Here is a 23,914-nt window from a genome sequence, read left to right as displayed (position 1 = left end):
TTTTTTAATAAAAAATTATAAACGGACTTAATAATTTGAAGTCTTTGTAAAATAAATACCAAGCTGTTTAAAGCTTTAACGGATTTTAAAGTATGATATGCGAGAGGGGTTAAAATGAAAAGGTGGCAAAAAGCTCTTATAGTTATAATATTGATATTGGTTTCAATTACTGCAGTTATCCTGGTTGAATTTGAACTTACAGATCAACAAACGGGTGGTAAGATAAATATATTATTGTTGGGTAGAGATGCTCAAAATTCAATTTATTCGGGTAATACGGACTCTATAACAATTCTTTCCATTGATAAGAAGACAAAGAAAGTTTCCCTTCTTTCTATTCCGAGGGATAGTAAAGTAGATATACCGGGACATGGTATGGATAAGATCAATGCTGCCTATGGTTATGGTGGAATTAACTTGACAACCACTACTGTAGAAAATTTCTTGAACGTACATATAGATTATTATGTTGTGATAGACTTTGAAGAGTTCAAAAGTATTGTGGATGCTCTGGGCGGAATTAATGTCAATGTCGAACCACAAATCGCTGATTACCGGCCGGAATTAGCACCTGCAGGCGTACATAAACTTAATGGAGATCAAACGTTGCTTTACGCGCGTTTTAGACAGGACAGTAAAGGAGACATTGGAAGGGTGCAGAGACATCAAAAGATTATTGCAGAAATTATCAGGGAGTCATTAGAAACTTCTAATTTACCTAAATTGCCATCTATTTTAAGCCAGTTGAGTGAAAATACACATACAAATGTTCCTATTTATGACTCAGTAAGGCTTGGAAAACTTCTTCTGGATTTTGACATAAATGATGCTCCGACTGAGATAATTACTGGGAAAAGCCAGCGTGTTAATGGAATATATTACCTTATTCCAGACAAGACTGATGTTGAGAAGAAAGTAACTGAATTGGGCTTGAGGGACTAATCTTCTCCCCATATTTTAGATTTATTTTTTTTTACATGATGCTTAAAATATTTTAAAAAGGTAAGAGCAGGATCTTATAGTCAAATTGAAGATTACATTTTATGGAGTTTTTATATGATGTGAAACTTTTAAACATCAATAAACTTGATAATCACTTTAATATCTTGGAAAAAAACATTTCTGGTTAAATTACTTTCTGTAATAAAATTATTATTTTAAACATTAAAACTAGATAGTATACTGGTGCTTAATTTGTTCTTCTTAGCTAGATTATCCCGGAGTTTAAGAATATATTTCTTGGTTTCAGGTTCTTTAATACTGATATCCTCTTTTATTTTGTATTATTTCTCGCCCGCATTCATCTATAAATCTATTGAAAGCACTAGATTTGTTTTGTCTACTCTTGTTGAAAGTGAAGCCACCGTCATAGCTATAGTCATAACATTAACACTCGTTGTTCTCCAGTTAACTGCTTCTTCTTATTCAACTAGGGTTATAGATATATTTGAGGATTCTCCATCAATCTGGCTGATTGTGGGAATTTATATTATTGCCATTGGCTATGGATTAACAGTTTTAAATGCTATAGATGCTATTCATGCAAGTGGTATTTTAAATTTTGAGATTAGTGTTTGGGTTGCTTATTTTCTTGGTATTTTTGCATTTGGTGCTTTAATACCTTATTTGTTAGGGTCTCTTGAGATTATGAAGTCTTCAACAGTAGTAGATAGGTTTGCTGAAAGGATAACAAATGAAAACATTTTAGCCGGTGTTCAAGAATCTGAAAAAATTGTTGGTGCTGATTCAAATGATATTAGCTATTCTTACATTTATTCAGATATAATGAGACCGGTTATTGACACTGAAAGTGATCCAGTTCAACCTGTAATTGATATTATACACAGCTCAATGATGAAATACGATTATGGAACAATGAGGTATGGATTGAATGTACTTGAAAATTATATGATGGCTACACTTAAAAATGGAAAATTTGAGCGGGAAGAGGGTATAGTAGTAAAGCACATATTTACTCATCTGGAAAGGGTTGGAAAGTTAGCAGCAAGCCGTGATGACGAAGATTCTGTTATGGAAGTAGTAATTACTATCTATTTAATTGGAAAAACGGCCATGGAAAATAAGATTGAGAGCGTGGTGGGTGAAGCAGTTAATTCCATTAAAAATATTGCTAGACTGGCTATAAATCGAGAAATGGTTGATATAAGAGCAGCGGCAACTGATTTAATAGGGGAAATTGGCAGATGGACTGCTCAAAATGAACTTGATTTTGCAACCAGCGTAGCGGTTAATTCACTGGGAATTATTGCTATAGATGCAGCTAAACATGCTCAACGTGGATTGGAAGAAACAGTTTGGATGGGGGGAACTATCTACGGAATTGGGAAGTTGGCAATAACTCAAAAATTGGAGCAGTCGGTTTCCAGTGCAGTAAATTCCATGGGGAATATGGGAAGATATACGGCAAGAAATGATCTCCCTAAGACTACCATAAGGATAGTGAATTATCTCTCTAATTTGGGCACAGCTGCTTTAGAATCTGAATTTAGCAAAAATACAAATGACGTGGCTGAATATTTGTGGGAAATTGGAAGAATAGCTGTATGGAGTGAATTAAGCGTTTTAGCTGCCCATAGTATATTAAAACATGCCAAAGAATCCCTTGAAAATATAAGAAAAAGAGCAAAAGAACTGGAAGTTAAAGAAACAAGCTTAGCCGCTCAGTCTTCCTTAGAAAAGATTAACAAAATAATAAAGGAAAAAAGTATTCATGATGGAGAGAAGGTAAGGTATAAAAAAAAATTAGATTGAGTTTAGAGAAAAGAAAGTGCTTTATAATGAACTATAATAATATATGGTGCTTAATGTTTCATTTTAAAATGATTGGCTGCGTGGATTGACGATTTATTTAGTTATCTTTGTAATGGTTACACTGGTTTCATATCTTCTTTTATCATTTTAAGCTACTTTATACAGGTATAGACAGTGCCCGTTATATATTAAGTTCTTTTATTGAAATCGAAGCTACTATTTAGCTATAGTCGTTACTTTAAGTCTAGTAGCAGTGCAGCTTGCTGCATCGTCTTCTCCAAGTAATTGATATATTCAAGAGAACTCCAGACCTCTGGGTTTTGATTGTGGTTTACATTTTTGCCATAGCATACTGTGTAACTTTACTGAAACTCATAGTTGACACTCAAAGCAGGATTTCACCTTGAAAATTATATTCTTTTTGCATACTACATCAGCATGTTTGCATTTATAGCTTTGATACCTTATATACGGAATATTTTGGACCTTCTGAAACCTTCTGCTGTAATTGGTAAACTTACAGAAAGAATTACTGAGAAAAGTATTTTGGCAGCTGCCAGTGCAGATGGGAAACTAATAGAAAAAGATGACCCAATACCACCAATTATTTATATCATGAATGCTTCATTGGTGAAATATGATTAGGGGATATTCAGAGCGGGTTTAAGAGTAGTTAGGGATTACAAGTGGTATTTGGATGAAAATCAGGATAAAACAGAAAAAGAAAGAATAGTTAAGCATGTCTTGTATCATCTTGAAACTGTTAAAAGATCAGCTGCTGAATCTAATGAGGGCATGTTAGTGGATGAAGTGATGTTGATATTAAAAAGAAGTATAATTAATCATTATTTTGAAATGGATTGAAACATTAGAGAAAAATAAAAAAAGTAAATTTATTTTTCTAAACTGTCTTCTAACATCTCAAATCGTTCCTGCAGTTCTTCCTCTGCTTTTCCAAGCTTGGTTACCAGTTTCAGTATGTTGTCCATCCAGACCATCATCATGTCCTGATCTGCCACATCTTTATATTTTGCTATTTTTGCATCCAGTTCTTTAGCCTCATCCAATATTTCAAATATTTTTGTTTCGGCCATCTAATCCCCCTTTAACCTATTTATCAGTTATTATTTCATGGATACAAGTGCATTTACAACGCACCCTATATTCTCACCGTTCATACCGACAATTACCTCATCTTCTTTTATATCTGCATATCCCCTTGAACCGCTGCATCCCATGGTTATATTTGCGGTATTTTTAGTGAACGGACCGGCCACAGCATCAGCACATATAGATTGAATTCCTGAAAAGCTTGCTTCTACTTTACCTCCACGAGTATAGACCATAGCTTGAGCAAGTTTCATTGCTTGAACAGGTGTACATATTATTACAATTACATCTGGACTATATTTAATGTCTTCTAAAGGCGCGTAGATTACAGCTTTCATCATAGGGTCTATTTTTGGTATTTCCTCGAGTGTACGCTTTGCAGCTCCAAGGCTGGAGAACCTTCCAAGGCTCTGGTAAAATTCACCTGTTTTTATCTTCTCTGGAGCTTCCATAAGTCCAATAGCAGATGCTCCACCTTTACACATCTGCTCATCGTTTGTTGCATAGAACATGGCGCCCTGAGCTGCCCTTTGGACCATTTCGCAGTGCCTTATGTTTTCGTCTATTTTTTCTATTCCCTCTGGAATGTCTTCTTCCCTTAAAACGAATTTTATTGCTACTGGAGATTTGTCTAAACCGAGTCTTTCTTTAAGTTCTTTAGATATCATATCATATCCTTCTACTTCGCAAGTGCTTTCTGCCATGATTTTCACCGTTTTTATTATATTATTTAAATTATTTATTTCTATTTGAAATTCTCTTTAAAATAGAATATAAGTAATAGATAATATTGGATTTTTACATGATATAATTTCTTATATTGACATATTTAAATAATCAAAAATAATAAACCATATAAATAGTTGATAATCAATAAATATTAAATTAAAGTAAGAATTAAATGAAAAAAAGCATATTTATATAAAAAATGAATAATTTTAAGCTGATTTAATTCCACTAACCAGCTCTTCAATTTTATCTTTAACATTAGAACTATTTTCAACTACAGTTCCAGTCACGACAATATCTGCACCTGCTTTTGCAATTTTTGCAGCGGTTTCTCCGTCGCGTATTCCTCCACCTACAATTACAATTATGTCAGTCATTTTTTTGACCCCTGCAATCATCTGTTCAGGAATATGTTCATTAGCTCCAGAACCAGCTTCAAGATAGATTAATTTCATTCCAAAGAATTCTGCAGCCATTGCATATGCTACTGCCAGATCTGGCTTGTTCCTTGGAATTAATTTAGCATCTCCAACCCATCCAACAGTTCCGCCCGGTTCAACAACAAGATAACCCATAGAAAGGATTTCCATCCCCATTTTTTTAATACCTGGAGCTGCTAACGCTTGAGCACCTATTATCCAGTAGGGATTCGTTGAATTTAGAAGACTCATAAAAAATATGGCATCTGCATGTTTGCTTACACCGCTTATATTACCTGGAAAAAGAATAACTGGGACGTCGACATTTTCACGCAGCGCTTTTGCAGTTGCATCGAGTTCTTCAGGCTCTGTTGTGGATCCGCCGAGCATTATGCCATCACTGCCTCCTGCAATTGCTTCTTTAGCTATTCTGACAGCTTCTTCAGGGTTCTGCTCTTCTGGATCTAAAAGTGTTAAATGTAATTTATGATCCTCAAGTGTAGTTCTAATGTAATTTTCGACATTCATTAGCATCATCAAGAAAATAGTTAATTAAGTTAAATGGATATTATAAATATAAATGGGAGGTTATACTCTCCCAAATTGAACTTTAAGGAATTTATTTATCCCCTTGGTTCTTTAGCTTTTGGTCTTAGACCTTTGTATCCGCACTTCCTGCATACTTTTGCAGTTGGTGGGTTTCTTGCGTTACATTTTAAGCATATTTTGATATTGAATATTCTATTTTCTGCTTCTTCAAATCTAGCCATTATTAGCCTCCTTTATCATCTGTTTTAACACAGTTTAAAATTGAGTTCTTGATTATACTCGTCTTTTAGTCAATTCTTTATATAAATATATTTTTAACTTATATATTCATTTTGAATTTCTACAACTTCTAAACTGCTTTTAGCTTTAGAATAACTTTCTAAAAGCTCTTCATTGAGCGTTAGAAAATGCGGTCCCCACTTGAACCCCGACATAATATCGGTAGCTATATCTTTAAATCCAATTATATAAAAACTTGCTGCAATTGCTTCAGCAGTAGATAATATACATGGCTTTCCATAATTGGTGGGATTTGCAGCAATCATGAAAGGCAGTGATCTGCTGTTTTTACCTGTTTTTATTCTATAAGGAACTTTATTTAACCTTTTCCAGGAGCAATCAAGTCCTACAAGCCCTTTTTCCATCACTGTCTCCCTGTCTTCAACAGATAATGATTTTGGGGAGTAAGGATCTAAAACAATTGCACCGGTAGGTAATTGATTTAATTTTGTGACTACTTTAACTTTTCCCTGTTTTCCAAGTTTAACTGTAGTACATTTTTTCCTGTCGCACTCTTCTGCATGATAAACAACGATTTTCATTTTCAAAACACATTTAATATTATTTTAGCTTAGAGCCATTATTATTTTTTCAGTTTGAATTCAAAAACAAAAGACATTACTAGTTATGATTTTTTGTTATATTAAATTTACCATTAATTAATTCTCTAAATAAATGGTCTAATTTTGATTTAAGATAAGTTTATAATTTTTGAAGTACTTATTATTACTATATGACTTTAATTGATTATTAAGTTTGTAGATAGCGAGCAAAAAAAGGAGTTGAAACAAATGGCAGATGAAAAAGAATTAGTTCTCACATGTGATTTAGATGCGCCGCGTGAAGTTGTATGGAAAGCATGGACGGATCCTGACATGTTCATGCAGTGGTGGGGGCCAAAAGACTTTACAACACCTATCTCTAAGATAGATCTCCGAAAGGGAGGTGAATACTTCAGCTGCATGAGGGCACCTGACGGGCAAGATTTCTGCAGTAAGGGGGTTTACCTGGAGATAGTCGAACCGGAACGGCTGGTAATGACTGATTCTTTCGCAGATAAGGAAGGCAACACTGTTTCAGCGACGTATTATGGAATGGGTGCAGATTTTCCACGGGAAATGTCGATCACAGTAACATTTGAAGAACAAGATAACAAAACTAAGCTAATTGTGAAACATTCGGATATTAAAGGGCTCAGTGAGACTGAATTAAATGATATGCAGCAGGGCTGGAATGAATCATTAGATAAACTCGCCGAACTTCTGGCGAAAAGTTAAAATTGGAATGTTAAATGAGAAAGGAATTGGTATAAGAGCTGAAAAAATGGCGAATAATAAAACAAAAATTACTGCAGAACCTGGAAAACAGGAAATTTTTATTATAATGGAGTTTAATGCGCCGCGGGAACTTGTTTTTAAAGCATACACAGATCCAGATCTTTATGTGCAGTGGATTGGGCCAAGGGAACTTGAAACTAATCTTGAAATATTTGAATCGAAAAACGGAGGGTCCTGGCGATATATTCAAAAGGATCCTGAAGGGAATGAATTTGCATTTCATGGAGTAAATCATGAAGTTAAAGCTCCAGAAAGAATCATTGGCACATTTGAATTTGAAGGACTTCCAGAAACTGGTCATGTTATCCTTGAAAAGACTATATTTGAGACGTTAACTGGCGGCAGAACAAAGATGACATCTCAATCTGTCTTTCTGACAATTGAAGATCGTGATGGAATGCTCCAGTCTGGAATGGAAGAAGGAGTTAATGATTCGTATAATCGCCTTGATGAGCTGTTGGAAAAGATGCAAAAATAGAATTTGGATATTTAAATGGAGGAAAAATAATGGAGAAAATGCATTTTTCAATTGTCATAGATGCACCAAAAGAAAAGGTTTGGAAGACCATGCTCGATAGGATACTTATGAAAAATGGACGGATGTGTTCATTCCAGATTCACATTATGTTGGCGGCTGGAGTAAAGGAAGTAAAATACTTTTCCTCGTGTATGATGAGATATGTAAAATGTCGGGAATGGTAAGTAGAATAAAAGAAAACAGGCTATATGATTATATTTCCATTGCGCATAGATGTGAACTGGAGGTGGAGCAGAAATGGAATGGCTGGAACCCTTGAAAATTACACTTTCAAAGGAAAATAAGTTAAAAATGAATAAACTGGCATTATAACGCAGATGCTGTATCTATGATGTCTATATAAGTTCTTTACAGTTGTACATTTATAAAACGGATCTTTCCTGCTCAACAATCTGTGATACAACACATTTTGTGTCTTTGATATCTTCTAAATCATAATAACGGCCGCCAGATGCCAGTGCAAGTTCCATATTCATATCTCGCCCGTATTTAACTGATCTCTCAAAATTAACAATGATAGTATGTATCTCATTTTCTTTTAAGTCTGCAGCAATTTTCAGGGCATCTTCTGCAGGCCTGTCGTTGATGCCTACATTCGGCATGCCGTCTGTTAGTACAATCATCATGGGGACGAACTCCTCTTTAAATTTTTCCTTTTTAAGAAGCTCTAACCCTTTTTTAAGGCCTGCTGCAAGGGGAGTGGTGCCTCCAACACGTATATTATCAACTTGTTCTTTAAATGAGGAAGCTCTTCTTGTTGTTGGGATTATAACTTCAGCTTCCTGACCTTTAAATCCAATAACACTTATTTTATCATTATGGTGGTTTATATCTTCAATCAATTGATTTAAAATACCTTTAATCTTATTTGCTTTCCTTTGTGAAAACATAGATCCGCTTATATCTACCACAAGAGCTATTGATGCTTTTGCGCCATGTTTTCTAACCTTGTGGCGTATATGTTCATTTTTAACATTAATGCTGCCGTTTGATTTAATGGCAGCTGCCCTTAAAGTTGCATCTATTGCTATATCATTTGAAACATTTTTAGGAATTTTACTTTTTATGTACTTCCCTTTTTGAGTTTTTGAATCGACCCGTTTTCCATACAACCTGTTCTTTTTTTTACCTTTCATTTTAAGGAGCTTTTTAATATCGACTTCGTCGTCATCAGAATCTACAGGAGTTCCTTCTTCTTCAATACTTTTCAAAATGATTCCTTTTTTTTCTTTTTCAGGATCTTCAGGCTGCTCAGTAGGATGGGGGGTAACGTTTACATTGCCATGCTCTTCAGGGGGTTGATCTTCCTCATCATTGACTTCTTCTTGATTTTCTTCAGTTTCAGGTTTTAAACCACTATCATCTTCATTTTGCCCTTCTTGGGATTGATTTTCATCATCAGAGGCTTTTTCGTCCTGATTTTCTGCAGTTTCAGAATCTCCTTCACTATTATCTTGCTCTTCTTGGGTTTGATCTTCATCTTCTTTTTGTTCATCTTCTGTATCTGAAATTGCTTTTTCAAGCTTTTGTTTAATCTTTTTTTGATCATAAGATTTTTGAAGTCTTTCTCCAAGTACAAGCATCACAGCTTCTTCGACATCATTATAATCAACTTTTAAATGCTTATTGTAAGCAGCAATAGTTTTTGATGTTTTAAGTATTGCAATATCTGCCCTGTGGCCATCAACGCCCATGTCAACACATACATGTGCTATTATTTTCATTAGTTCTGGAGAAATTTTAACATCCTTGAGTAATGCTCTAGCATTTAAGATATCATCCAGTATCTCTTTTTGTGATGTACTGAATTTTCTTTTAAAAGCAGTGGGATCTCTTTCAAATTCTTCTCTTCTTGCCATTATTTCAACACGGTCTTCTATGTCCATGATACTGTGCACTATGATGTGCAGGCCAATTCTATCAGAAAGCTGTGGTCTGAGCTCACCTTCAGCAGGGTTCATTGTTCCAACCAGTATAAATCTGGAGGGATGTGATACTGAGATCCCCTCCCTTTCTACAATATTTATTCCATATGCAGCAGCGTCTAACAGGACATCTACTAAATTATCGTCAAGAAGGTTAATTTCATCAATATAAAGTATATTTCTATTGGCTTCTGCCAGTATTCCTGGCTCTAAAGCCCGAGTACCTTCTTTTAATGCTTTTTCAATGTTTATTGATCCAACTACGCGGTCTTCTGTAGAACCGAGTGGAAGTTCTACTACTCTCATTTTCTTCTCTTCAATTTCTGCATTGTCTGATTTGCATGTATTGCATGCAGATTCCTCATCATCAGGATCACAGTTAAATGGGCATCCTTTTACAACTTTAAGCGAGGGTAAAAGATCTGCAAGCGCCCTTACTGCAGTAGTTTTACCGGTACCCTTATCTCCTTTGATAAGGACCCCACCGATCCCCGGATTTATGGCGTTTAGTATAAGCGCTTTTTTCACGTTTTCCTGACCTACAATTGCCGAAAATGGAAAAATAAGGTTTTTCAATAGTCTCACCGTTTCTATTGTGAAATAATTTTAATTTATTAAATTAGAACTTTTGTTAGTATTAATACTATAAATTTGATCCATAAATATATTATCAATAATATTATTTTAACCAATAACTGGCGGTTATCTAGAAATTTAAGGAAAATAAAATAATGTAGTTTGATAAGAGTTAGGGAAAGGCTATCAATAGATATGGGGTGTATCTATTGATAATTTATTTGGGGATGTGAATATGAGCAACTGGGCAGATACTGTTGATGAAAGCAAAAAGAGATGGGAGAAAAACGCAGATTTTTGGGATAATAAGATGGGAGAGTACAGTAATCAGTTTCATAGAGAAATTATAAGGCCAGAAACAGAAAGACTTCTTTCTATTAGTCCTGAAGATAAAGTTCTGGATATAGCCTGTGGTAATGGAAATTTTTCAAAAAGGTTAGTTGAACTTGGAGCTAAAGTGACTGCATTTGATTATAGCAGTAAAATGATTGAAAATGCACAAAAACGCTGTTTTGATTATCTAAATAAGATAGATTTTTTAGTTATTGACGCAACAAACTATGAAGAACTAATGAAATTGAAAAATTTTGGCGAATTTGATAAAGCAGTGTCCAATATGGCAATTATGGATATTGCTGACGTCGTTCCACTTCTGGATATGGTATATGAATTACTTAAAATAAATGGAATATTTGTATTTTCAATAATGCATCCTTGTTTTCAATCTCCTTCTATGAGAACGGTTGTGGAAACAGAGGACGCGGGTAATGAAATTTGTGTAAGAAAGGGTGTTCATTTATTTGAATATATTAATCCTCGCGTTCATGAAGGAATAGGAATTGTAAACCAGCCTGTACCTCAATTATATTATCACAGACCATTATCACAGTTGTTCAAAACGTGTTTTAAAGCAGGATTTGTTATTAATGGATTCGCTGAACCTGTCTTTCAATGTAAGGATAATTCACATAAATTTGATTGGTATGAAATACCTCCTGTGATAATTGTCCGATTACTGAAGTGTAAATAACAACATTTATTTACGCTCAGGTTTGCATGTTCACAAAACCAAAGGTTTTGTGACAGAAAAATAGAAAATTTTTCCGGTTTAAAATCGAAGATTTTCAACCGCAAACACTTCGTGTTTTCCAGTTCACAGAACATATTTTTGTAAATATGTAAAGATTGAAAATTTTTATTTTAATGTGAAAAATCCTAGATTTTTCAATATATGACATATAAACAGGGGATCATGGACATAATAGTTTTTAAATCACTATTAATTTGAACTTCTTTATTAAAATTTACATCATAAAGAATAAATAATACTGATTACATAAGCAGAATTGGTGATAATATGTGTACAGTTGGAGGACCAATGGCAGATATTAAACTGAAAAAGCTTAAAACAAAAAGATATCGATGCCGGGATTGTGGAAACGAGTTTAAAGGAATTGGAAAAAGAGTAGTATGTCCATCATGCCAGTCAGACAACGTAGAAGCATTAGAATAACTGGAGACGAAATTTTATTTTTAATCGGAGAATCTGGAGAACTGGGCATATTAAAGGCTGGAGAAAAAAAGCAGATATTTATAGGTACGCCTGATAAAGAAGAGATAGTTGCTTTTCTTGAACCCGAGGATATAATTGCAGTTTCTGCATTTGAAAATAGTAAAAAAGCTGAAAAAGGAATAAGAAGTATGCTTTATTTACTTAGAGAAATGAATTTTCCAATTACTGTTCTTCCAGAAAATCATCCAACTTCCAGAAGGCTTCCGATGGTTGTAGCAGCAGGAAACTACATTAATTTAAGTTGTAATATAGTTCCAGGTACTCATCCAGAACAGGATATATTATGTGCATGTGATGATCTTTCAGATACACAAATAACAGCATCGAAAGGCGGTGTTGAAGTTGAAGGAACTGTTAAAAAATTCAAAGTTGAAAAATTTTGAATATTAAGAATAATCAATCTAAATAACTCTTTTTTAACTAATTTTAATAACCATTAGGTTAATATAACATAAAATACTTAGATTTAGATCAATATGTCAATTTACGAATTTTACACCATTTTTGGACAGATAGTGTTTATTGCAGGTATTTTTATTTTAAGTCTGCTATCGGTAGCACTTATCCTTGGACGGATTCTTATAAAGCAGGAACGCCTTATTTTTCCTAAGCTGCTTCTGTTTACAATAGACGTGTTTTATGGCTTATTTAAAAAGTTCGCAGGAAATGTTGGTTTAGATGAAAAAATTGTGGATCAAATGGGTGTTGAAGTAAGAAATAAAGTTAATGAAAAGGCTTTTAATGATGTAGATAACAAAGATAAGATTTTAGTACTTCCCCATTGTTTAAGAAGTCCAAGATGTGAGGCCAAACTGGACTCTACCGGCCTTCACTGCACTGACTGTAATCGATGCGTGATAGGTGTTTTAAAAAATAAAGCGGAAAATGAAGGATACGATGTGTTTATAATACCTGGATCAACCTTTTTGAAGAAGATTGCTCAAAACCATGAATTTAAGGGCGTTTTAGGTGTTGCATGTCATCAAGACTTGAATTTAGCAATGATGAATTTATCCCATGTCCCGTGTCAGGGAGTCCCTCTCCTGAAAGATGGGTGTGTCTGTACTAAAGTTGATATAAGGGCAGTTCTTGATAAAATAGGTATTGAAACGCCTCAAAATATGGTACTGCCAAATAAAAGTGCTTCATGTGTTGTTGAACGCCCTAAACGTAAAATACTTTAAAAATCTTTGATTTTTAATGTTCGAAAATCTTCGATTTTCATCAACTTCAATTTTATTTGAATGTGTATTTAAATTCCAAAGCGCCTTTCTCTTTCTTGATACGACCTGAGAGCTCTTAAAAAATCAACTTTTCTAAGCTCTGGCCATAAACTATCGCAGAAATATAACTCCGAATAAGAAGATTGCCACAATAGGAACCCGCTGAGCCTTTCTTCCCCACTTGTCCTTATAATAAGGTTGGGATCATCTAAACCTGCGGTATACAAATTTCTATTAACTATATCTTCGTTTATTTCATTTATATCTAATTTATTCTCTTTTACTTCCTTTGAAATCTTTTTTATAGCGTCGATAATTTCCATACGCCCGTCATAACCGATTGCAAAGTTCACATGTTTTTTGTGGTAGTGGGCTGTGGATTCCTCTGCAGTTCTAATGGCTTCCCTGACATATTCTGGGAGTAAATTTAGATTACCCACTGCTTTAATTCGGACTTCATTTTTATGGATCTTAGGGTTTTTCGCCACATCTTCAAAATTTTTCTGGAAGAGTTTCATTAAACCCTCCACTTCTTTGGGAGGCCTTTTGAAGTTTTCCGTGGAAAATGCATAAACAGTGATAATTTCTATTCCCAGTTCAATGGACCAGTCCATAACTTTTTCAAGGGTACTCACTCCCTTTTTATGTCCGTCTATAACTTCCATGTTGCCCATTATTTTTGTGTATCTCCTATTACCATCCATTATTATTGCTATATGTTTGGGCAGGTTTTCTGGTTTGAGATTTCGGGATATGTACCACTCATAAATATCATAAATAAACTTCAACTGTTTCATAATTTAAACCTCCAATTTTCATCTATTAAGGTGCAAAAATATTCCAGAATCCATGGAATAAGAAAGATCCATAGACTTTGTTGGTCTTAAGGCGTATAAAACCTACAACAGCCCCTAATATTAGTCCAACTTCTATCTTACCTATTAACAGTGGTACCAGGGCAAACTCTTTTGGATGGATTAGAAATACATCTATGTATCCAATATGCCATAATCCAAATAGAATAGTAATGGTAATCCATGTAATTAATCCTGAATGTTTCCCTTTAAGAGAATTCTGCATATTGTTCCAAAGGTATCCCCTAAACAAAAGCTCTTCAAATGCAGGCACAATAAGTCCGAATATAAAACTCAGCAGGATAATATCAAGCTCGGCTCCTAGAACCACAGGTAAAACTATGAAAACTGGAAGCGCTATCATCCCTGCAAAGTAAATTATTTTTGTTCTTTTTCTAACATCGTCTAAATTCAGGCTCAAATCGTTTAGTGATGGCTTAAACAATACTAAAAGTAATATTCCGACAATAAGGAACGAAATTCCATTTAAAATTTGGAACAATACTATATTTTCTCCGGGTTTTATCACATACCACAGGCTGTCCATTACAAAAGCCCTTAGAAGTTGTATGATGATTAGTATGATTATTATTTTACCTAAAAGTTTTATAAATGGTTTGTATTCATGTGATTTTTTTAAAGTTTCCATAAAAATTCTCCGGTAATGGATGTATTTGACTTATACTCGATGCTTTGTTACCATAATTGTAGTTATAATAATTTAGTTAGAAAATAAACTTAAAAACCACGCTAACCAGCCTAAAGTGCCTATTAAATATGTGGTATACACTGCCCACCTAACACTTTCGAATAATTTTTTAATTTTTCCTTTTTCTTTGATCAAAAGGACAACCAGTGCAATGATGAGAATTCGGAGACCCCATATAAAAAAAGGGGATTGTATGCTCCCTTCTAAAATTATGAGTTCCTTTTCAAAAAACTGGCCGAACAAATAAACGAACAAAATGAACCATCCAACCATGGCAAGGATAAATGAAGCAATATACATCCTGGTTTTAAAATAGCTTTTCCAGCGAGCGTTTTTTTGAACCATATGGATTACTTTCCAATAAGTTTTATTATCTATTCTTCTTGATAGAGGAATATGTCTTCAATCTGTGCTTTAAAGAAATTAGCCATTTTAAACGCCAGGATTAAGGAAGGATCATATTTATCTTTTTCTATGGCAATTATGGTCTGTCTAGTGACGCCTAATTCTTTGGCAAGTTCTTCCTGGGTCAGGTTCTTCATGGCCCGGTATACTTTCAGATTATTTTTCATAGGAATCAGTAACCGTATTTTTTATTATAATATCCATAAAAGACATAATATAAACCTAAAAGCGCAACAGCTGAATATGCAAGGGTATAACCTGCCTGGATAAAGTTGGGGTACTGATTTCTCATGGTAATAAAGAACAATCCTATAATGGCTATTGTAATGGAAAAGAGTACCATTGCCATTCTTGAGGCTTTTTCACTTATTTTAATTATTCTTTCATCTTCCAAAGTTTCATTGGTATTTTTTTTGTAGATATAGGATACCATGGCACCAATTACAATGGCCAGTATGGCGGGGATAATTTCTCCCAGTTCAACAGATATTCCTGCTATCATAGCAACAAATATGGTAATTATTATTCTTACAATCTTGTAATTTTCCATTATATCACCTTTATATGAATATTTTAGTATTTGTGGGTGTAATATGCTCTTGATGTAAAGTAAAGTATAAAACATAAAATTGATGCTAAAAATAAAGTATATCCTGCTTGTAAAAATTGGGGATAGTTGTTTCTAAGTGCAATAATTACAATGCCTGCATAGATCATAACCGCTATAAGGACTCCTAAAGTCATGGTAGCGGCTTTTTCATTAATCAATTGGGTTCTTTCATCTTCAACAATAGCATTACTATCTTTTTGGAATATTTCTTTCAAATTATCTCTATGGATATATAAAATGGTACTTAATGCAATTAAAAATACAACTGCCAGTATAATAATGTAAATATCTGCCAGTAATAGGCCTGCAATCCACAGCCCAGTTATAAAAACTGATAATATTTTTATAAATAAACCTGATTCGAAAATTGAAAGTATTTTCATGATTATTCCTGACTTTGAATTCATGATTTCACCTTTAGTTATTTTTACTCATTTGTTTTTTTTTAAATAATCTCCATATAGCAACGTGTGAAGCGAAAACTGTCATAAGCAGCTGTAAAAATGGAGATATGAATATCATAAGGGTAATCCATCCAATGAAGCTTAACTTGGGGTCATAAAGGATTAATGGAATTCCAAAATCTGTAAAATTTGCAGATGGATTCTGCAGCATTGTAATCATAGGCCCCCATATGATTAACATCCATGCTAACGTAACTAGAGATGTGAGGGTTGCATATTTTAAAATTCTGCTTGAAATGTCATTGATCTGCAATTTTTGATGTTTTAAACTTTTTGAAAGATACCATCCTGCTGGAAATCCAAATAATATACAAAAAAATGGTACGCCCATTCCCATTCCAACCAATAATGTATCTAAAACTATATAAATTACAAATGATGTTTTTTTATTTATTTTAAGAATGTCCCCCATTAAATCTCCTCATGTAAATAGTACTTTACATAATGTTATATAAACTTTACTAAATGTCAATGGTTATTGACTGTAGGTCTAATAAATTTGGTGTTTTAATGGCTAAAATTAGTATATTTCATTAAAATATCAGTATTTTATATAAAATAAGAATATTAAAACATTAAACATGATTTAAGAGATAATAATCAAATTAAAATAAAAATATAAGAAATGAGAATTGAAAATTTAGTGCACTGGCCAAAAGTTATTTCCTGGCCAGTGAAGCGAATATGCCTATAAAGCAGAGAACTGCACAAATTGTAAATACAATTTTTATACTGACTAACAGGGCAGGGTAACTGCTTGGCAGTATCTGAACATTTCCAATAACTATTGAAAATATCAGCAAAGCTATTCCCATGCTGAGCATCTGCCCAATAAGACGCATCGTGCTTACAGTAGCTGATGCAATACCGTAAAATCTTTTTTGAACTGATCCCATAATTGCATTGGTGTTTGGTGATGAGAACAATCCTAATCCAAATCCAAGTATCAATAAAACTACTATGATGAACTCAAGACCAGTATTGCTGTCTAGGAATGTCAGGAAGTAAAGGCTGGCTGCCGTAATTGCCATTCCTATCGATGCTATTGCTCCTGGTGAGAATTTATCCGATAATCTTCCCGCTACTGGTGCGGTGATTGCCATAACTGCGGGCTGGGCTACAAGGATTAGTCCTGCAGATAGGGCATCAAACCCTTTTATGTACTGCAGATAAAGGCTTAAAAGGTATGTAACTGCAAATGTGGCACTGTAATTAATTAAAGCTGCCGCGCTGGAAAATCCGAAGGTTATATTTTTGAAGAGCCTTACTTCAAAAACAGGATTTTTAACCCTTAATTCGAACATTGCAAACGCTAAAATTCCTATAATGCCGGAAATTAATAGTATGATTCCTGAAGTCTCGGGAACTATTGAAAATCCATACATCAACATTATAATGGCGATACCATAGATAATTGACCCTAAATAATCGAAATTTTCTCCCTTACATTCAGCCCATTCTCCTTTGACTTTCAATGAGGTAAGGGCAATTACAAGTAATCCTAAGGGTATAATTACATAGAATATGCTTCTCCACCCGAGATAATGTGTTAATATTCCCCCTAGAACAGGGCCCATTGATAAACCTGTGTAAACTGCCGCAATATTTATACCTATTGCTTTTCCTCGTTCTTTTGGAGGGTATACAGATGTTATAATAGCTAAACCTGTAACAAATATCATTGCAGAACCGATCCCCTGTAGAACCCTGAATGCAATAAGTGAAATTACAGAGGGGGCTACACCTGATAAAAAGGTTGCTGATGTAAAAATGATTATACCGTATGTAAATATCTTTTTCATACCGTGTATGTCGGCTATTCTTCCAAAAGGCACTGCAAAAACAGCAGATGCTAATAAATATGCTGTTGGAATCCAGCTTAATATGATAGCATCTGCAGCAAACTCAGAACCAATTGCTGGAAGAGCAATATTGACGGCAGATGCCATAAAAGGTGTAAAAAATGAAGCTAATGTGGCCACCAGCAGAGCAGGTATTCTATTATCAATATTAGTAGTCTGCTTGCAAGATTTTTCTGTGTTCATGATTTATCTCCATGTTAAATGTTTTTTGTATTAGATTTCATTTTAATCTTTAATTTTAAGTTAATTGGTTTTATTTGAGTAAATTTTCATTCAACTGTTTTAAACCATTTGATAAATTGCCTAAGGTTTTTTCATCCATTTCCTCAAGTGCACTGTAAATGAAGATATTGTTTGATTCATTTTTTATGCGGTCAATCAGGTTCTGGCCTTTATCAGTAAGCATAACTCGATTTATCCGTAAATCTTCTTCATCTTTTATCTTTTTAACCATCCCTTTCTTTTCGAGTCTTTTAATGCGTTCAGATAATGTATGGGGAGCATTTCCTATGTCTGCTGCAATTTCTCCCACTGTTGGTGGTAATTGATAGGTATCAAGCCTGAATTCAGCATGGTGATCCAGTTCTATCATCAAATGGAACTGTTCAAATGTTAACTCATATTTTTGAGCTGTTTCGCGGTGTTTTAACCGTATTAACTTATTTATGTGTTCCCAATATCTCAATATTTCGGTTATATTTCCTTTTTTCAATTATATACCTCATGTGTTGCTCTAATTGTTATATTTGGCTATTTGGTGAGATTAGTATGTATCCATAATCATCTTATTTGCCTTCAAATATATCGTGTTACGATATTATATGGCGCTGCATATAAAATTTGGGGAGATAAAATTTTTTTATATAAAAATCAAAGATTAAATAATACAATGATCTTGAATTATAGGAACGATTGGGCAATGGCTAATAACAAGTAAAGAATGAATTGGTTACTGATGGGTTACCTTTAACTTTATTAGCTCCATTGACCAATCCACAAAGTAGTGAATAGATGTATTAGGAGGAACAATTTAATGAAAAAAGTTCTTTTACTATGTGCTAGTCCAAGACCAAGTGGAAATACATATCAAGTACTTGAAGAATGTGCAAGTGCAATAGAAGATGAGGGTTTAGATGTTGAAATAATTTCATTTGTAGGAAAAAGTATCAAATCATGCATTGCATGCGGAAGATGCAAAGAATTAAACGAATGTGCAATTAATGATGGATTAAATGATATTATAACAAAAATTCGAGAATCAGATGGTTTTATTGTAGGGGCACCAGTTTATTTTGGAACCGCCCGTGGGGATGTGATGTCTGCACTCCAAAGGATTGGAATGGTTTCGATGGCTTCTGATAATTTTCTGTCATGGAAAGTGGGAGGTCCAATAGCTGTTGCAAGAAGAGGGGGACATACAGCAACAATACAGGAAATGCTGATGTTTTTCTTTATCAATGATATGATTGTTCCAGGCTCAACTTACTGGAACATGGTATTTGGCCATGCCCCTGGAGATGTGCAGGATGATGATGAGGGAATGCAGACTATTAGGCGATTTGGATCTAATGTGGCTAATTTAATTAAAAAAATAAGCGAATAATTATTTTAAATATACTATTTAATTTTTTTCAACTTATGATCTGCTTTAATAGTTTGAGATATATTTCTCTTTAAAAGGTTATGGTTAATAGCAAACATATCTGAAGCTAGAACTGTATTTTTAACTGTAATGGAGTTTATATTTATGAATTTAAAATATAAAGATAAGAAAAGTGTCCATGAAATTGATTCTCTTGTTTTTAGTGGTGGCGGTGCTATCGGAATGGCTTATGCGGGTGTTTTTGGCGAACTTGAAAAAATTGGAGTGTTGAATCAGGTTAAAACAGTTGCAGGGGCATCTGCAGGTGCTATAATCGCTCTGGTATTTGCGCTGCGATATGAAACAGATGAAATAATTGAGATCATCAAAGAAACAGATTTTTCAAAATTTCTTGATTGTGGCAAAGGTATAAACATGAATGAGTTATTGAAAAACCATGAGTCACATAAATTAGAATTTGCAGGTCTTGTGGCGCGTTTACTGAGCAAGGGTGCATTTTGTGATGGGATGGTGGCCCGAAATTTTTTATCAGGTCTTATAACTGGTAAAGATTTCTCTGAAAATATCACTTTCAACGATTTATATGCAGAAACAGGCATAGAATTAAATGTAGTTTGCTGTGATATCTCCAGGAAACAGACTATGATTCATAATTACAACAATTCACCTGATCTCCCAGTATTAGATGCGGTTCATGCCAGTATGAGTATTCCTCTAGTTTTTAAACCAGTTGATTTATATAAAGATGGTACCTGTGCTGTAGACGGTGGAACTACCGATAATTACCCTTTAGATAGTGTTTCTAATCCGTTAGGTTTTATCATTGCAACAAAAGAAGGGGTAATGAATCATCCATTTACTAAAATTAAATGGGCATGGGAATATATCCCTGCCATGATCAGCATGATGAGAAACATTCATTACGACACTATTTTTAGCAAACAGGAAAATATAGACCGAACTGTTTTTATTGACGCTGTTGGCGTAGGGGCGCTGGATTTTAACATGTCGCCTGTGAAAATGGATGAATTAATTGAGAGTGGAAGAAAAGCTGTAAGAAATTATTTTGCAGACCTATCTAATAAATAATTTAAAGTGGTACTTTAAAATATATTAAAAGTGATCATTATGAAAATAGCTGTAGCAACATCCAATGGTAAAGATGTGGATCATTTTGGTAAAGCGCAGGGATTCATGATTTATGAATTTGATGAAAAAAATATGAATTTCATAGAAAAGAGAGAATCTCCTAAAACAAAGGGTGAAAAACACCAGTGGCAAAAATCATTAGCTGCTATAAGTGATTGTGAAATTGTTATATGTGTTCAAGCAGGTTTAAAAGGTAAATTTGGCCTTAAAAATGCTGGAATTCAGCTTGTAGAAGATGAAGGGAGCATAGAAGATGTTCTTGAAAGATTTGTTAAGCATTATAACTTCATGAAAAAACCCTTATTTTAAATAAAATTTTGACAACATTTTCGAACCTTAAAAAAAATCGAAGATTTTTTTTAAAGTATAAATAGCAGCCCTGCTAAATAGTAATGTATAACCTGGGCGGATTTTTAAAAATAAATTTAAAATTAAAAATAATGGAAAATTACTATAAAAACCCTGTTTTAATCGCTATGTATTTTCCATATATTTATAAACTAGGAATGAGATTGTATATTAAGTGAATTTTTAATTTAATCTATTACCAATAGTTTATTGAAATCCTTTTTTATAATCTATTAATAAATCAAAGGAATTATTCTATAAGTCTATTAGGGACGGTATTTTCTAAATAAATTTATAAAGGTGATAATATGGCTAAAGCTAGAAGGCGAAGAGTGCGTGATACGTGGAAGGAAAAACAATGGTATAAAATTATGACTCCTAAAGATTTTGGAGAGGCAGAAATAGGAACCACCCCTGCACGAGATCCTGATATACTCTTAAAAAGAAGAGTTGAATCATCAATGAGAGAATTAACTGGTGATTTCAGCAAGCAATACGTTAAACTTTACTTCCAGATTAACGATGTGGCTGGAGACACAGCAAACACCAAGTTTGTTGGACATCATGTAACAACAGATTATGTTAGAAGCATGATAAGAAGGGGAACAAGTAGAATAGATAGCCTTTCAGAAGTAACTACAAAAGATGGTTACAAAGTTAATGTACATATAATTGCAATAACCGTAAAAAGGGCAAAAGCATCCCAGCAGAAATTTATAAGGGAAACTATGGGCAACCTTATTCAACAGGCAGTGGATGGAAAAACTTTCCCAGAATTTGTAGAAGGGGTAATAACTGGAAAAATGGCATCCAGTATATACCACGAAACAAAGAAAATATATCCTTTAAAACGAGTTGAAATAATTAAAACTCAAGTAGCTGAAGAACCAGCATAATTATTTAGTTACTGACAATATCTGGGAGATAAATGATATATTTAGAATATGTGATCTTACTCGTAATCGTAGGGCTTTTAATATACCTTAAAGGAGCCCTCGATCTTTTAGGATCCATTTTCATGATTATCATGGGTATAATTATTATTTTTACTGCTGGAGTTAACTGGCTTCTTTTAATTTTTGCTTTTCTGATTCTTGGCCTGATATTTACCAAATATAAACATGAATACAAGAAGGAAATGGGTATTTATGAAGGGACAAGAAGCGTAAAAAATGTAATTTCTAATGGAATAGTTCCTTTTGTTATGGCGGCATTTGGAAATTATGCTGGTTTTATAGGTTCCATTGCAGTTGCAACTTCCGATACACTTGCAAGTGAAATAGGAGTTGTAGATAAGCATCCTAGGCTTATAACTACTTTTAAAAAAGTCCCGCCTGGAACAGATGGGGGAATCTCTCCGCTGGGGACTGCGGCAGGAATTATAGGTGCAGGAATTATAGGTATTATTGCATATCTTTTAGGAATATCTGCAGATCCTTTCACCGCACTTAAAATAGCAGTTATATCCGGTACTTTCGGATGTTTTGTAGACAGTATTCTGGGAGCCGTACTTGAATCAAGGAACTATCTTACAAATGAACATGTTAATCTTTTAGCTACTGTATCAGGGGCAATTTTAGGAATTCTTATAGTTTAATAGGTATAACGCACAATGTTTACATAGTTGGGTGATAGTGTGAAAGGAATTATAATGATAATAGACGGGATGGGAGATCGTCCTATAAAAGATCTTGGATATAAAACTCCACTTGAAGTTGCAAACACTCCAAATATGGATAAATTAGCCGAAATAGGCATAAATGGTATCATGGATCCGATAAGCCCGGGCATAAGGGCAGGGAGTGATACTTCTCACATTTCAATATTGGGGTATGACCCTTATGAAGTTTACACTGGCAGGGGGCCATTTGAAGCAGCAGGAATAGGGCTAGATGTTATAGCTGGAGATATAGCTTTTAGATGTAACTTTTCAACCCAGGATGAAAATGGTATTATTGTAGATAGGAGAGCTGGGAGAATAAGAAAAGGTACAGAAGAAATTGCGGGATCTATAAATTCTTTAAAATTAGAAGGATTTGAAGATATAGAAATAATATTTAAAGAATCTACAGGACACCGAGCTGTACTTGTACTTAGGGGAGCAGGATTATCTGATAAAGTATCCGATGCCGATCCAAAACATGAAGGAAAACCTCCTAAAGAAGTTGTTCCTTTAGATGATTCTCCTGAAGCAGCAAAAACAGCAGCAATATTAAATAAATTCGTTAAAACTTCATATGATCTTTTAAAAGATCACCCTGTAAATCTTAAAAGAATAAATGACGGAGAAAACCCTGCAAATGTGGTTTTACCTCGAGGAGTAGGTGCAGTTCCTCATATTGTTCCATTTGGAGAAAAATATGGAGTAAAAGCTGCATGCATAGCAGAAACAGGGCTTATTAAAGGAATTGGAAAAATAACTGGTATGGATTTAATCGATGTTGAAGGGGCTACCGGCGGAATTGATACCAACCTTGAAAATATGACTGCAAGTATTGTTGAAGCAGCAAAGAATGATGATTATGAATTTATATTAATTAATATAGACGGCGCAGATGAAGCAGGTCACGACGGGCAGATGGAAGAAAAGGTGAAATTCATCGAAAAAGTAGACGCTGTAATTGAGGAAGTAATGAAAATAGATGATCTTTATTTCATTTTAACTGCAGATCATTCAACTCCAATTTCTGTAATGGATCACACAGGAGATCCTGTTCCTATTATCATAAAGGGACCTGAAGTTAAAGTAGATAATGTTAACAGTTTTAATGAAAGGGCAGCAGCATATGGTGGATTATGCAGAATAAGAGGATCAGATATCATGAATATATTGATGGATTTCATGAACAAGTCTGAAAAATTTGGAGCCTAATTAAGTAA

The 23,914-nt window shown here is 34.1% G+C and carries 31 protein-coding genes; 16 read left to right on the top strand and 15 right to left on the bottom strand.

What is annotated here, in order from left to right; genetic code table 11:
• Positions 1 to 114 precede the first annotated feature (114 nt).
• From ASJ80_RS09375 to ASJ80_RS17065, 4 genes are all read left to right on the top strand, one after another.
• Positions 115 to 942 (top strand): LCP family protein, encoded by an 828-nt coding sequence (locus ASJ80_RS09375; RefSeq protein WP_069584462.1) that lies wholly within the window; start codon positions 115 to 117, stop codon positions 940 to 942.
• 243 nt (positions 943 to 1,185) lie between these two features.
• Entirely contained in the window at positions 1,186 to 2,772 is a 1,587-nt protein-coding gene (locus ASJ80_RS09370) for a DUF2254 family protein (protein ID WP_255360705.1), read from the top strand.
• 378 nt (positions 2,773 to 3,150) lie between these two features.
• Positions 3,151 to 3,417, top strand: coding sequence for a hypothetical protein (locus ASJ80_RS09365; RefSeq protein WP_069584460.1), 267 nt, complete (start codon positions 3,151 to 3,153; stop codon positions 3,415 to 3,417).
• A 48-nt stretch (positions 3,418 to 3,465) separates the two neighbouring features.
• Positions 3,466 to 3,636 carry a hypothetical protein gene (locus ASJ80_RS17065; protein WP_176720276.1) on the top strand — a complete coding sequence of 57 codons (171 nt, stop codon included), beginning with the start codon at positions 3,466 to 3,468 and terminating at the stop codon, positions 3,634 to 3,636.
• A gap of 29 nt (positions 3,637 to 3,665) precedes the next feature.
• Here the strand turns inward: ASJ80_RS17065 and ASJ80_RS09360 are convergent, their stop codons facing one another.
• From ASJ80_RS09360 to ASJ80_RS09340, 5 genes are all read right to left on the bottom strand, one after another.
• A complete protein-coding gene (locus tag ASJ80_RS09360; protein WP_069584459.1) occupies positions 3,666 to 3,866 on the bottom strand; it encodes a hypothetical protein in 201 nt (66 codons plus the stop codon).
• Positions 3,867 to 3,896: 30 nt separating this feature from the next.
• Positions 3,897 to 4,586 carry a DUF169 domain-containing protein gene (locus tag ASJ80_RS09355; protein ID WP_069584458.1) on the bottom strand — a complete coding sequence of 230 codons (690 nt, stop codon included), beginning with the start codon at positions 4,584 to 4,586 and terminating at the stop codon, positions 3,897 to 3,899.
• A gap of 234 nt (positions 4,587 to 4,820) precedes the next feature.
• On the bottom strand, positions 4,821 to 5,558 hold the full coding sequence (locus ASJ80_RS09350) for a geranylgeranylglyceryl/heptaprenylglyceryl phosphate synthase (protein ID WP_069584457.1): 738 nt from the start codon (positions 5,556 to 5,558) through the stop codon (positions 4,821 to 4,823).
• Between the two features lie 95 nt (positions 5,559 to 5,653).
• Positions 5,654 to 5,800: a 50S ribosomal protein L40e gene (locus tag ASJ80_RS09345; RefSeq protein WP_048080299.1), complete on the bottom strand. Its 147-nt coding sequence runs from the start codon at positions 5,798 to 5,800 to the stop codon at positions 5,654 to 5,656.
• A gap of 93 nt (positions 5,801 to 5,893) precedes the next feature.
• Positions 5,894 to 6,400, bottom strand: coding sequence for a DUF367 family protein (locus ASJ80_RS09340; protein ID WP_069584456.1), 507 nt, complete (start codon positions 6,398 to 6,400; stop codon positions 5,894 to 5,896).
• 249 nt (positions 6,401 to 6,649) lie between these two features.
• On the opposite strand from ASJ80_RS09340, the gene ASJ80_RS09335 reads away from it, so the two are divergent.
• Positions 6,650 to 7,135 carry an SRPBCC family protein gene (locus ASJ80_RS09335; RefSeq protein ID WP_069584455.1) on the top strand — a complete coding sequence of 162 codons (486 nt, stop codon included), beginning with the start codon at positions 6,650 to 6,652 and terminating at the stop codon, positions 7,133 to 7,135.
• Positions 7,136 to 7,181: 46 nt separating this feature from the next.
• Positions 7,182 to 7,673 carry an SRPBCC family protein gene (locus tag ASJ80_RS09330; protein ID WP_069584482.1) on the top strand — a complete coding sequence of 164 codons (492 nt, stop codon included), beginning with the start codon at positions 7,182 to 7,184 and terminating at the stop codon, positions 7,671 to 7,673.
• Between the two features lie 422 nt (positions 7,674 to 8,095).
• Here the strand turns inward: ASJ80_RS09330 and ASJ80_RS09320 are convergent, their stop codons facing one another.
• Positions 8,096 to 10,243, bottom strand: a complete 2,148-nt coding sequence (locus tag ASJ80_RS09320; protein ID WP_245837551.1) for a VWA domain-containing protein — start codon at positions 10,241 to 10,243, stop codon at positions 8,096 to 8,098.
• A 226-nt stretch (positions 10,244 to 10,469) separates the two neighbouring features.
• On the opposite strand from ASJ80_RS09320, the gene ASJ80_RS09315 reads away from it, so the two are divergent.
• The 4 genes from ASJ80_RS09315 to ASJ80_RS09305 all read left to right on the top strand — a co-directional run bounded on the left by ASJ80_RS09315 (position 10,470) and on the right by ASJ80_RS09305 (position 12,991).
• Complete coding sequence (locus tag ASJ80_RS09315) at positions 10,470 to 11,264, top strand: class I SAM-dependent methyltransferase (protein WP_069584452.1); 795 nt, start codon at positions 10,470 to 10,472, stop codon at positions 11,262 to 11,264.
• 327 nt (positions 11,265 to 11,591) lie between these two features.
• A complete protein-coding gene (locus tag ASJ80_RS16640; RefSeq protein ID WP_141705197.1) occupies positions 11,592 to 11,747 on the top strand; it encodes a hydrogenase maturation nickel metallochaperone HypA in 156 nt (51 codons plus the stop codon).
• Positions 11,714 to 12,190, top strand: a complete 477-nt coding sequence (locus ASJ80_RS09310; protein ID WP_069584451.1) for a hypothetical protein — start codon at positions 11,714 to 11,716, stop codon at positions 12,188 to 12,190. The genes ASJ80_RS16640 and ASJ80_RS09310 overlap by 34 nt, the downstream gene beginning before the upstream one ends.
• 93 nt (positions 12,191 to 12,283) lie before the next feature.
• Complete coding sequence (locus ASJ80_RS09305) at positions 12,284 to 12,991, top strand: DUF116 domain-containing protein (RefSeq protein ID WP_069584450.1); 708 nt, start codon at positions 12,284 to 12,286, stop codon at positions 12,989 to 12,991.
• A gap of 68 nt (positions 12,992 to 13,059) precedes the next feature.
• Here ASJ80_RS09305 and uppS read toward each other — a convergent pair whose 3' ends face one another.
• The 9 genes from uppS to ASJ80_RS09260 all read right to left on the bottom strand — a co-directional run bounded on the left by uppS (position 13,060) and on the right by ASJ80_RS09260 (position 18,646).
• Complete coding sequence (gene uppS / locus ASJ80_RS09300; protein WP_069584449.1) at positions 13,060 to 13,827, bottom strand: polyprenyl diphosphate synthase; 768 nt, start codon at positions 13,825 to 13,827, stop codon at positions 13,060 to 13,062.
• Between the two features lie 25 nt (positions 13,828 to 13,852).
• Entirely contained in the window at positions 13,853 to 14,533 is a 681-nt protein-coding gene (locus ASJ80_RS09295) for a CPBP family intramembrane glutamic endopeptidase (RefSeq protein WP_069584448.1), read from the bottom strand.
• A 72-nt stretch (positions 14,534 to 14,605) separates the two neighbouring features.
• Positions 14,606 to 14,938, bottom strand: coding sequence for a hypothetical protein (locus ASJ80_RS09290; RefSeq protein ID WP_069584447.1), 333 nt, complete (start codon positions 14,936 to 14,938; stop codon positions 14,606 to 14,608).
• A gap of 29 nt (positions 14,939 to 14,967) precedes the next feature.
• Complete coding sequence (locus tag ASJ80_RS09285; protein WP_048080287.1) at positions 14,968 to 15,165, bottom strand: helix-turn-helix transcriptional regulator; 198 nt, start codon at positions 15,163 to 15,165, stop codon at positions 14,968 to 14,970.
• Positions 15,166 to 15,170: 5 nt separating this feature from the next.
• Positions 15,171 to 15,548, bottom strand: coding sequence for a DUF2178 domain-containing protein (locus tag ASJ80_RS09280; protein WP_069584446.1), 378 nt, complete (start codon positions 15,546 to 15,548; stop codon positions 15,171 to 15,173).
• Positions 15,549 to 15,571: 23 nt separating this feature from the next.
• Positions 15,572 to 16,015, bottom strand: coding sequence for a DUF2178 domain-containing protein (locus ASJ80_RS09275; protein ID WP_069584445.1), 444 nt, complete (start codon positions 16,013 to 16,015; stop codon positions 15,572 to 15,574).
• 10 nt (positions 16,016 to 16,025) lie between these two features.
• Positions 16,026 to 16,484 (bottom strand): hypothetical protein, encoded by a 459-nt coding sequence (locus tag ASJ80_RS09270; RefSeq protein ID WP_048080284.1) that lies wholly within the window; start codon positions 16,482 to 16,484, stop codon positions 16,026 to 16,028.
• Positions 16,485 to 16,731: 247 nt separating this feature from the next.
• Entirely contained in the window at positions 16,732 to 18,117 is a 1,386-nt protein-coding gene (locus ASJ80_RS09265) for an MFS transporter (protein ID WP_069584444.1), read from the bottom strand.
• Between the two features lie 70 nt (positions 18,118 to 18,187).
• Positions 18,188 to 18,646, bottom strand: coding sequence for a MarR family winged helix-turn-helix transcriptional regulator (locus tag ASJ80_RS09260; protein ID WP_069584443.1), 459 nt, complete (start codon positions 18,644 to 18,646; stop codon positions 18,188 to 18,190).
• Between the two features lie 321 nt (positions 18,647 to 18,967).
• Here ASJ80_RS09260 and ASJ80_RS09255 point away from each other — a divergent pair, with 321 nt between their 5' ends.
• From ASJ80_RS09255 to ASJ80_RS09230, 6 genes are all read left to right on the top strand, one after another.
• Positions 18,968 to 19,537 (top strand): flavodoxin family protein, encoded by a 570-nt coding sequence (locus ASJ80_RS09255; RefSeq protein ID WP_069584442.1) that lies wholly within the window; start codon positions 18,968 to 18,970, stop codon positions 19,535 to 19,537.
• Between the two features lie 144 nt (positions 19,538 to 19,681).
• Complete coding sequence (locus ASJ80_RS09250; RefSeq protein ID WP_069584441.1) at positions 19,682 to 20,626, top strand: patatin-like phospholipase family protein; 945 nt, start codon at positions 19,682 to 19,684, stop codon at positions 20,624 to 20,626.
• Positions 20,627 to 20,665: 39 nt separating this feature from the next.
• The gene (locus ASJ80_RS09245) at positions 20,666 to 20,995 is read left to right on the top strand and encodes a NifB/NifX family molybdenum-iron cluster-binding protein (RefSeq protein WP_069584440.1); all 330 of its coding nucleotides are present in this window, start codon (positions 20,666 to 20,668) and stop codon (positions 20,993 to 20,995) included.
• Positions 20,996 to 21,342: 347 nt separating this feature from the next.
• On the top strand, positions 21,343 to 21,930 hold the full coding sequence (locus ASJ80_RS09240) for a 30S ribosomal protein S3ae (protein ID WP_069584439.1): 588 nt from the start codon (positions 21,343 to 21,345) through the stop codon (positions 21,928 to 21,930).
• A gap of 32 nt (positions 21,931 to 21,962) precedes the next feature.
• Positions 21,963 to 22,631 carry a TIGR00297 family protein gene (locus ASJ80_RS09235; RefSeq protein WP_048080277.1) on the top strand — a complete coding sequence of 223 codons (669 nt, stop codon included), beginning with the start codon at positions 21,963 to 21,965 and terminating at the stop codon, positions 22,629 to 22,631.
• Between the two features lie 39 nt (positions 22,632 to 22,670).
• A complete protein-coding gene (locus tag ASJ80_RS09230) occupies positions 22,671 to 23,906 on the top strand; it encodes a 2,3-bisphosphoglycerate-independent phosphoglycerate mutase (RefSeq protein WP_069584438.1) in 1,236 nt (411 codons plus the stop codon).
• Positions 23,907 to 23,914 lie beyond the last annotated feature (8 nt).

Source organism: Methanobacterium bryantii (assembly GCF_002287175.1).
In the GTDB taxonomy this organism is placed as follows: domain Archaea; phylum Methanobacteriota; class Methanobacteria; order Methanobacteriales; family Methanobacteriaceae; genus Methanobacterium_D; species Methanobacterium_D bryantii.
Note: the sequence above shows the minus strand (reverse complement) of the source record. Positions and strands in the feature narration are given on the sequence as shown.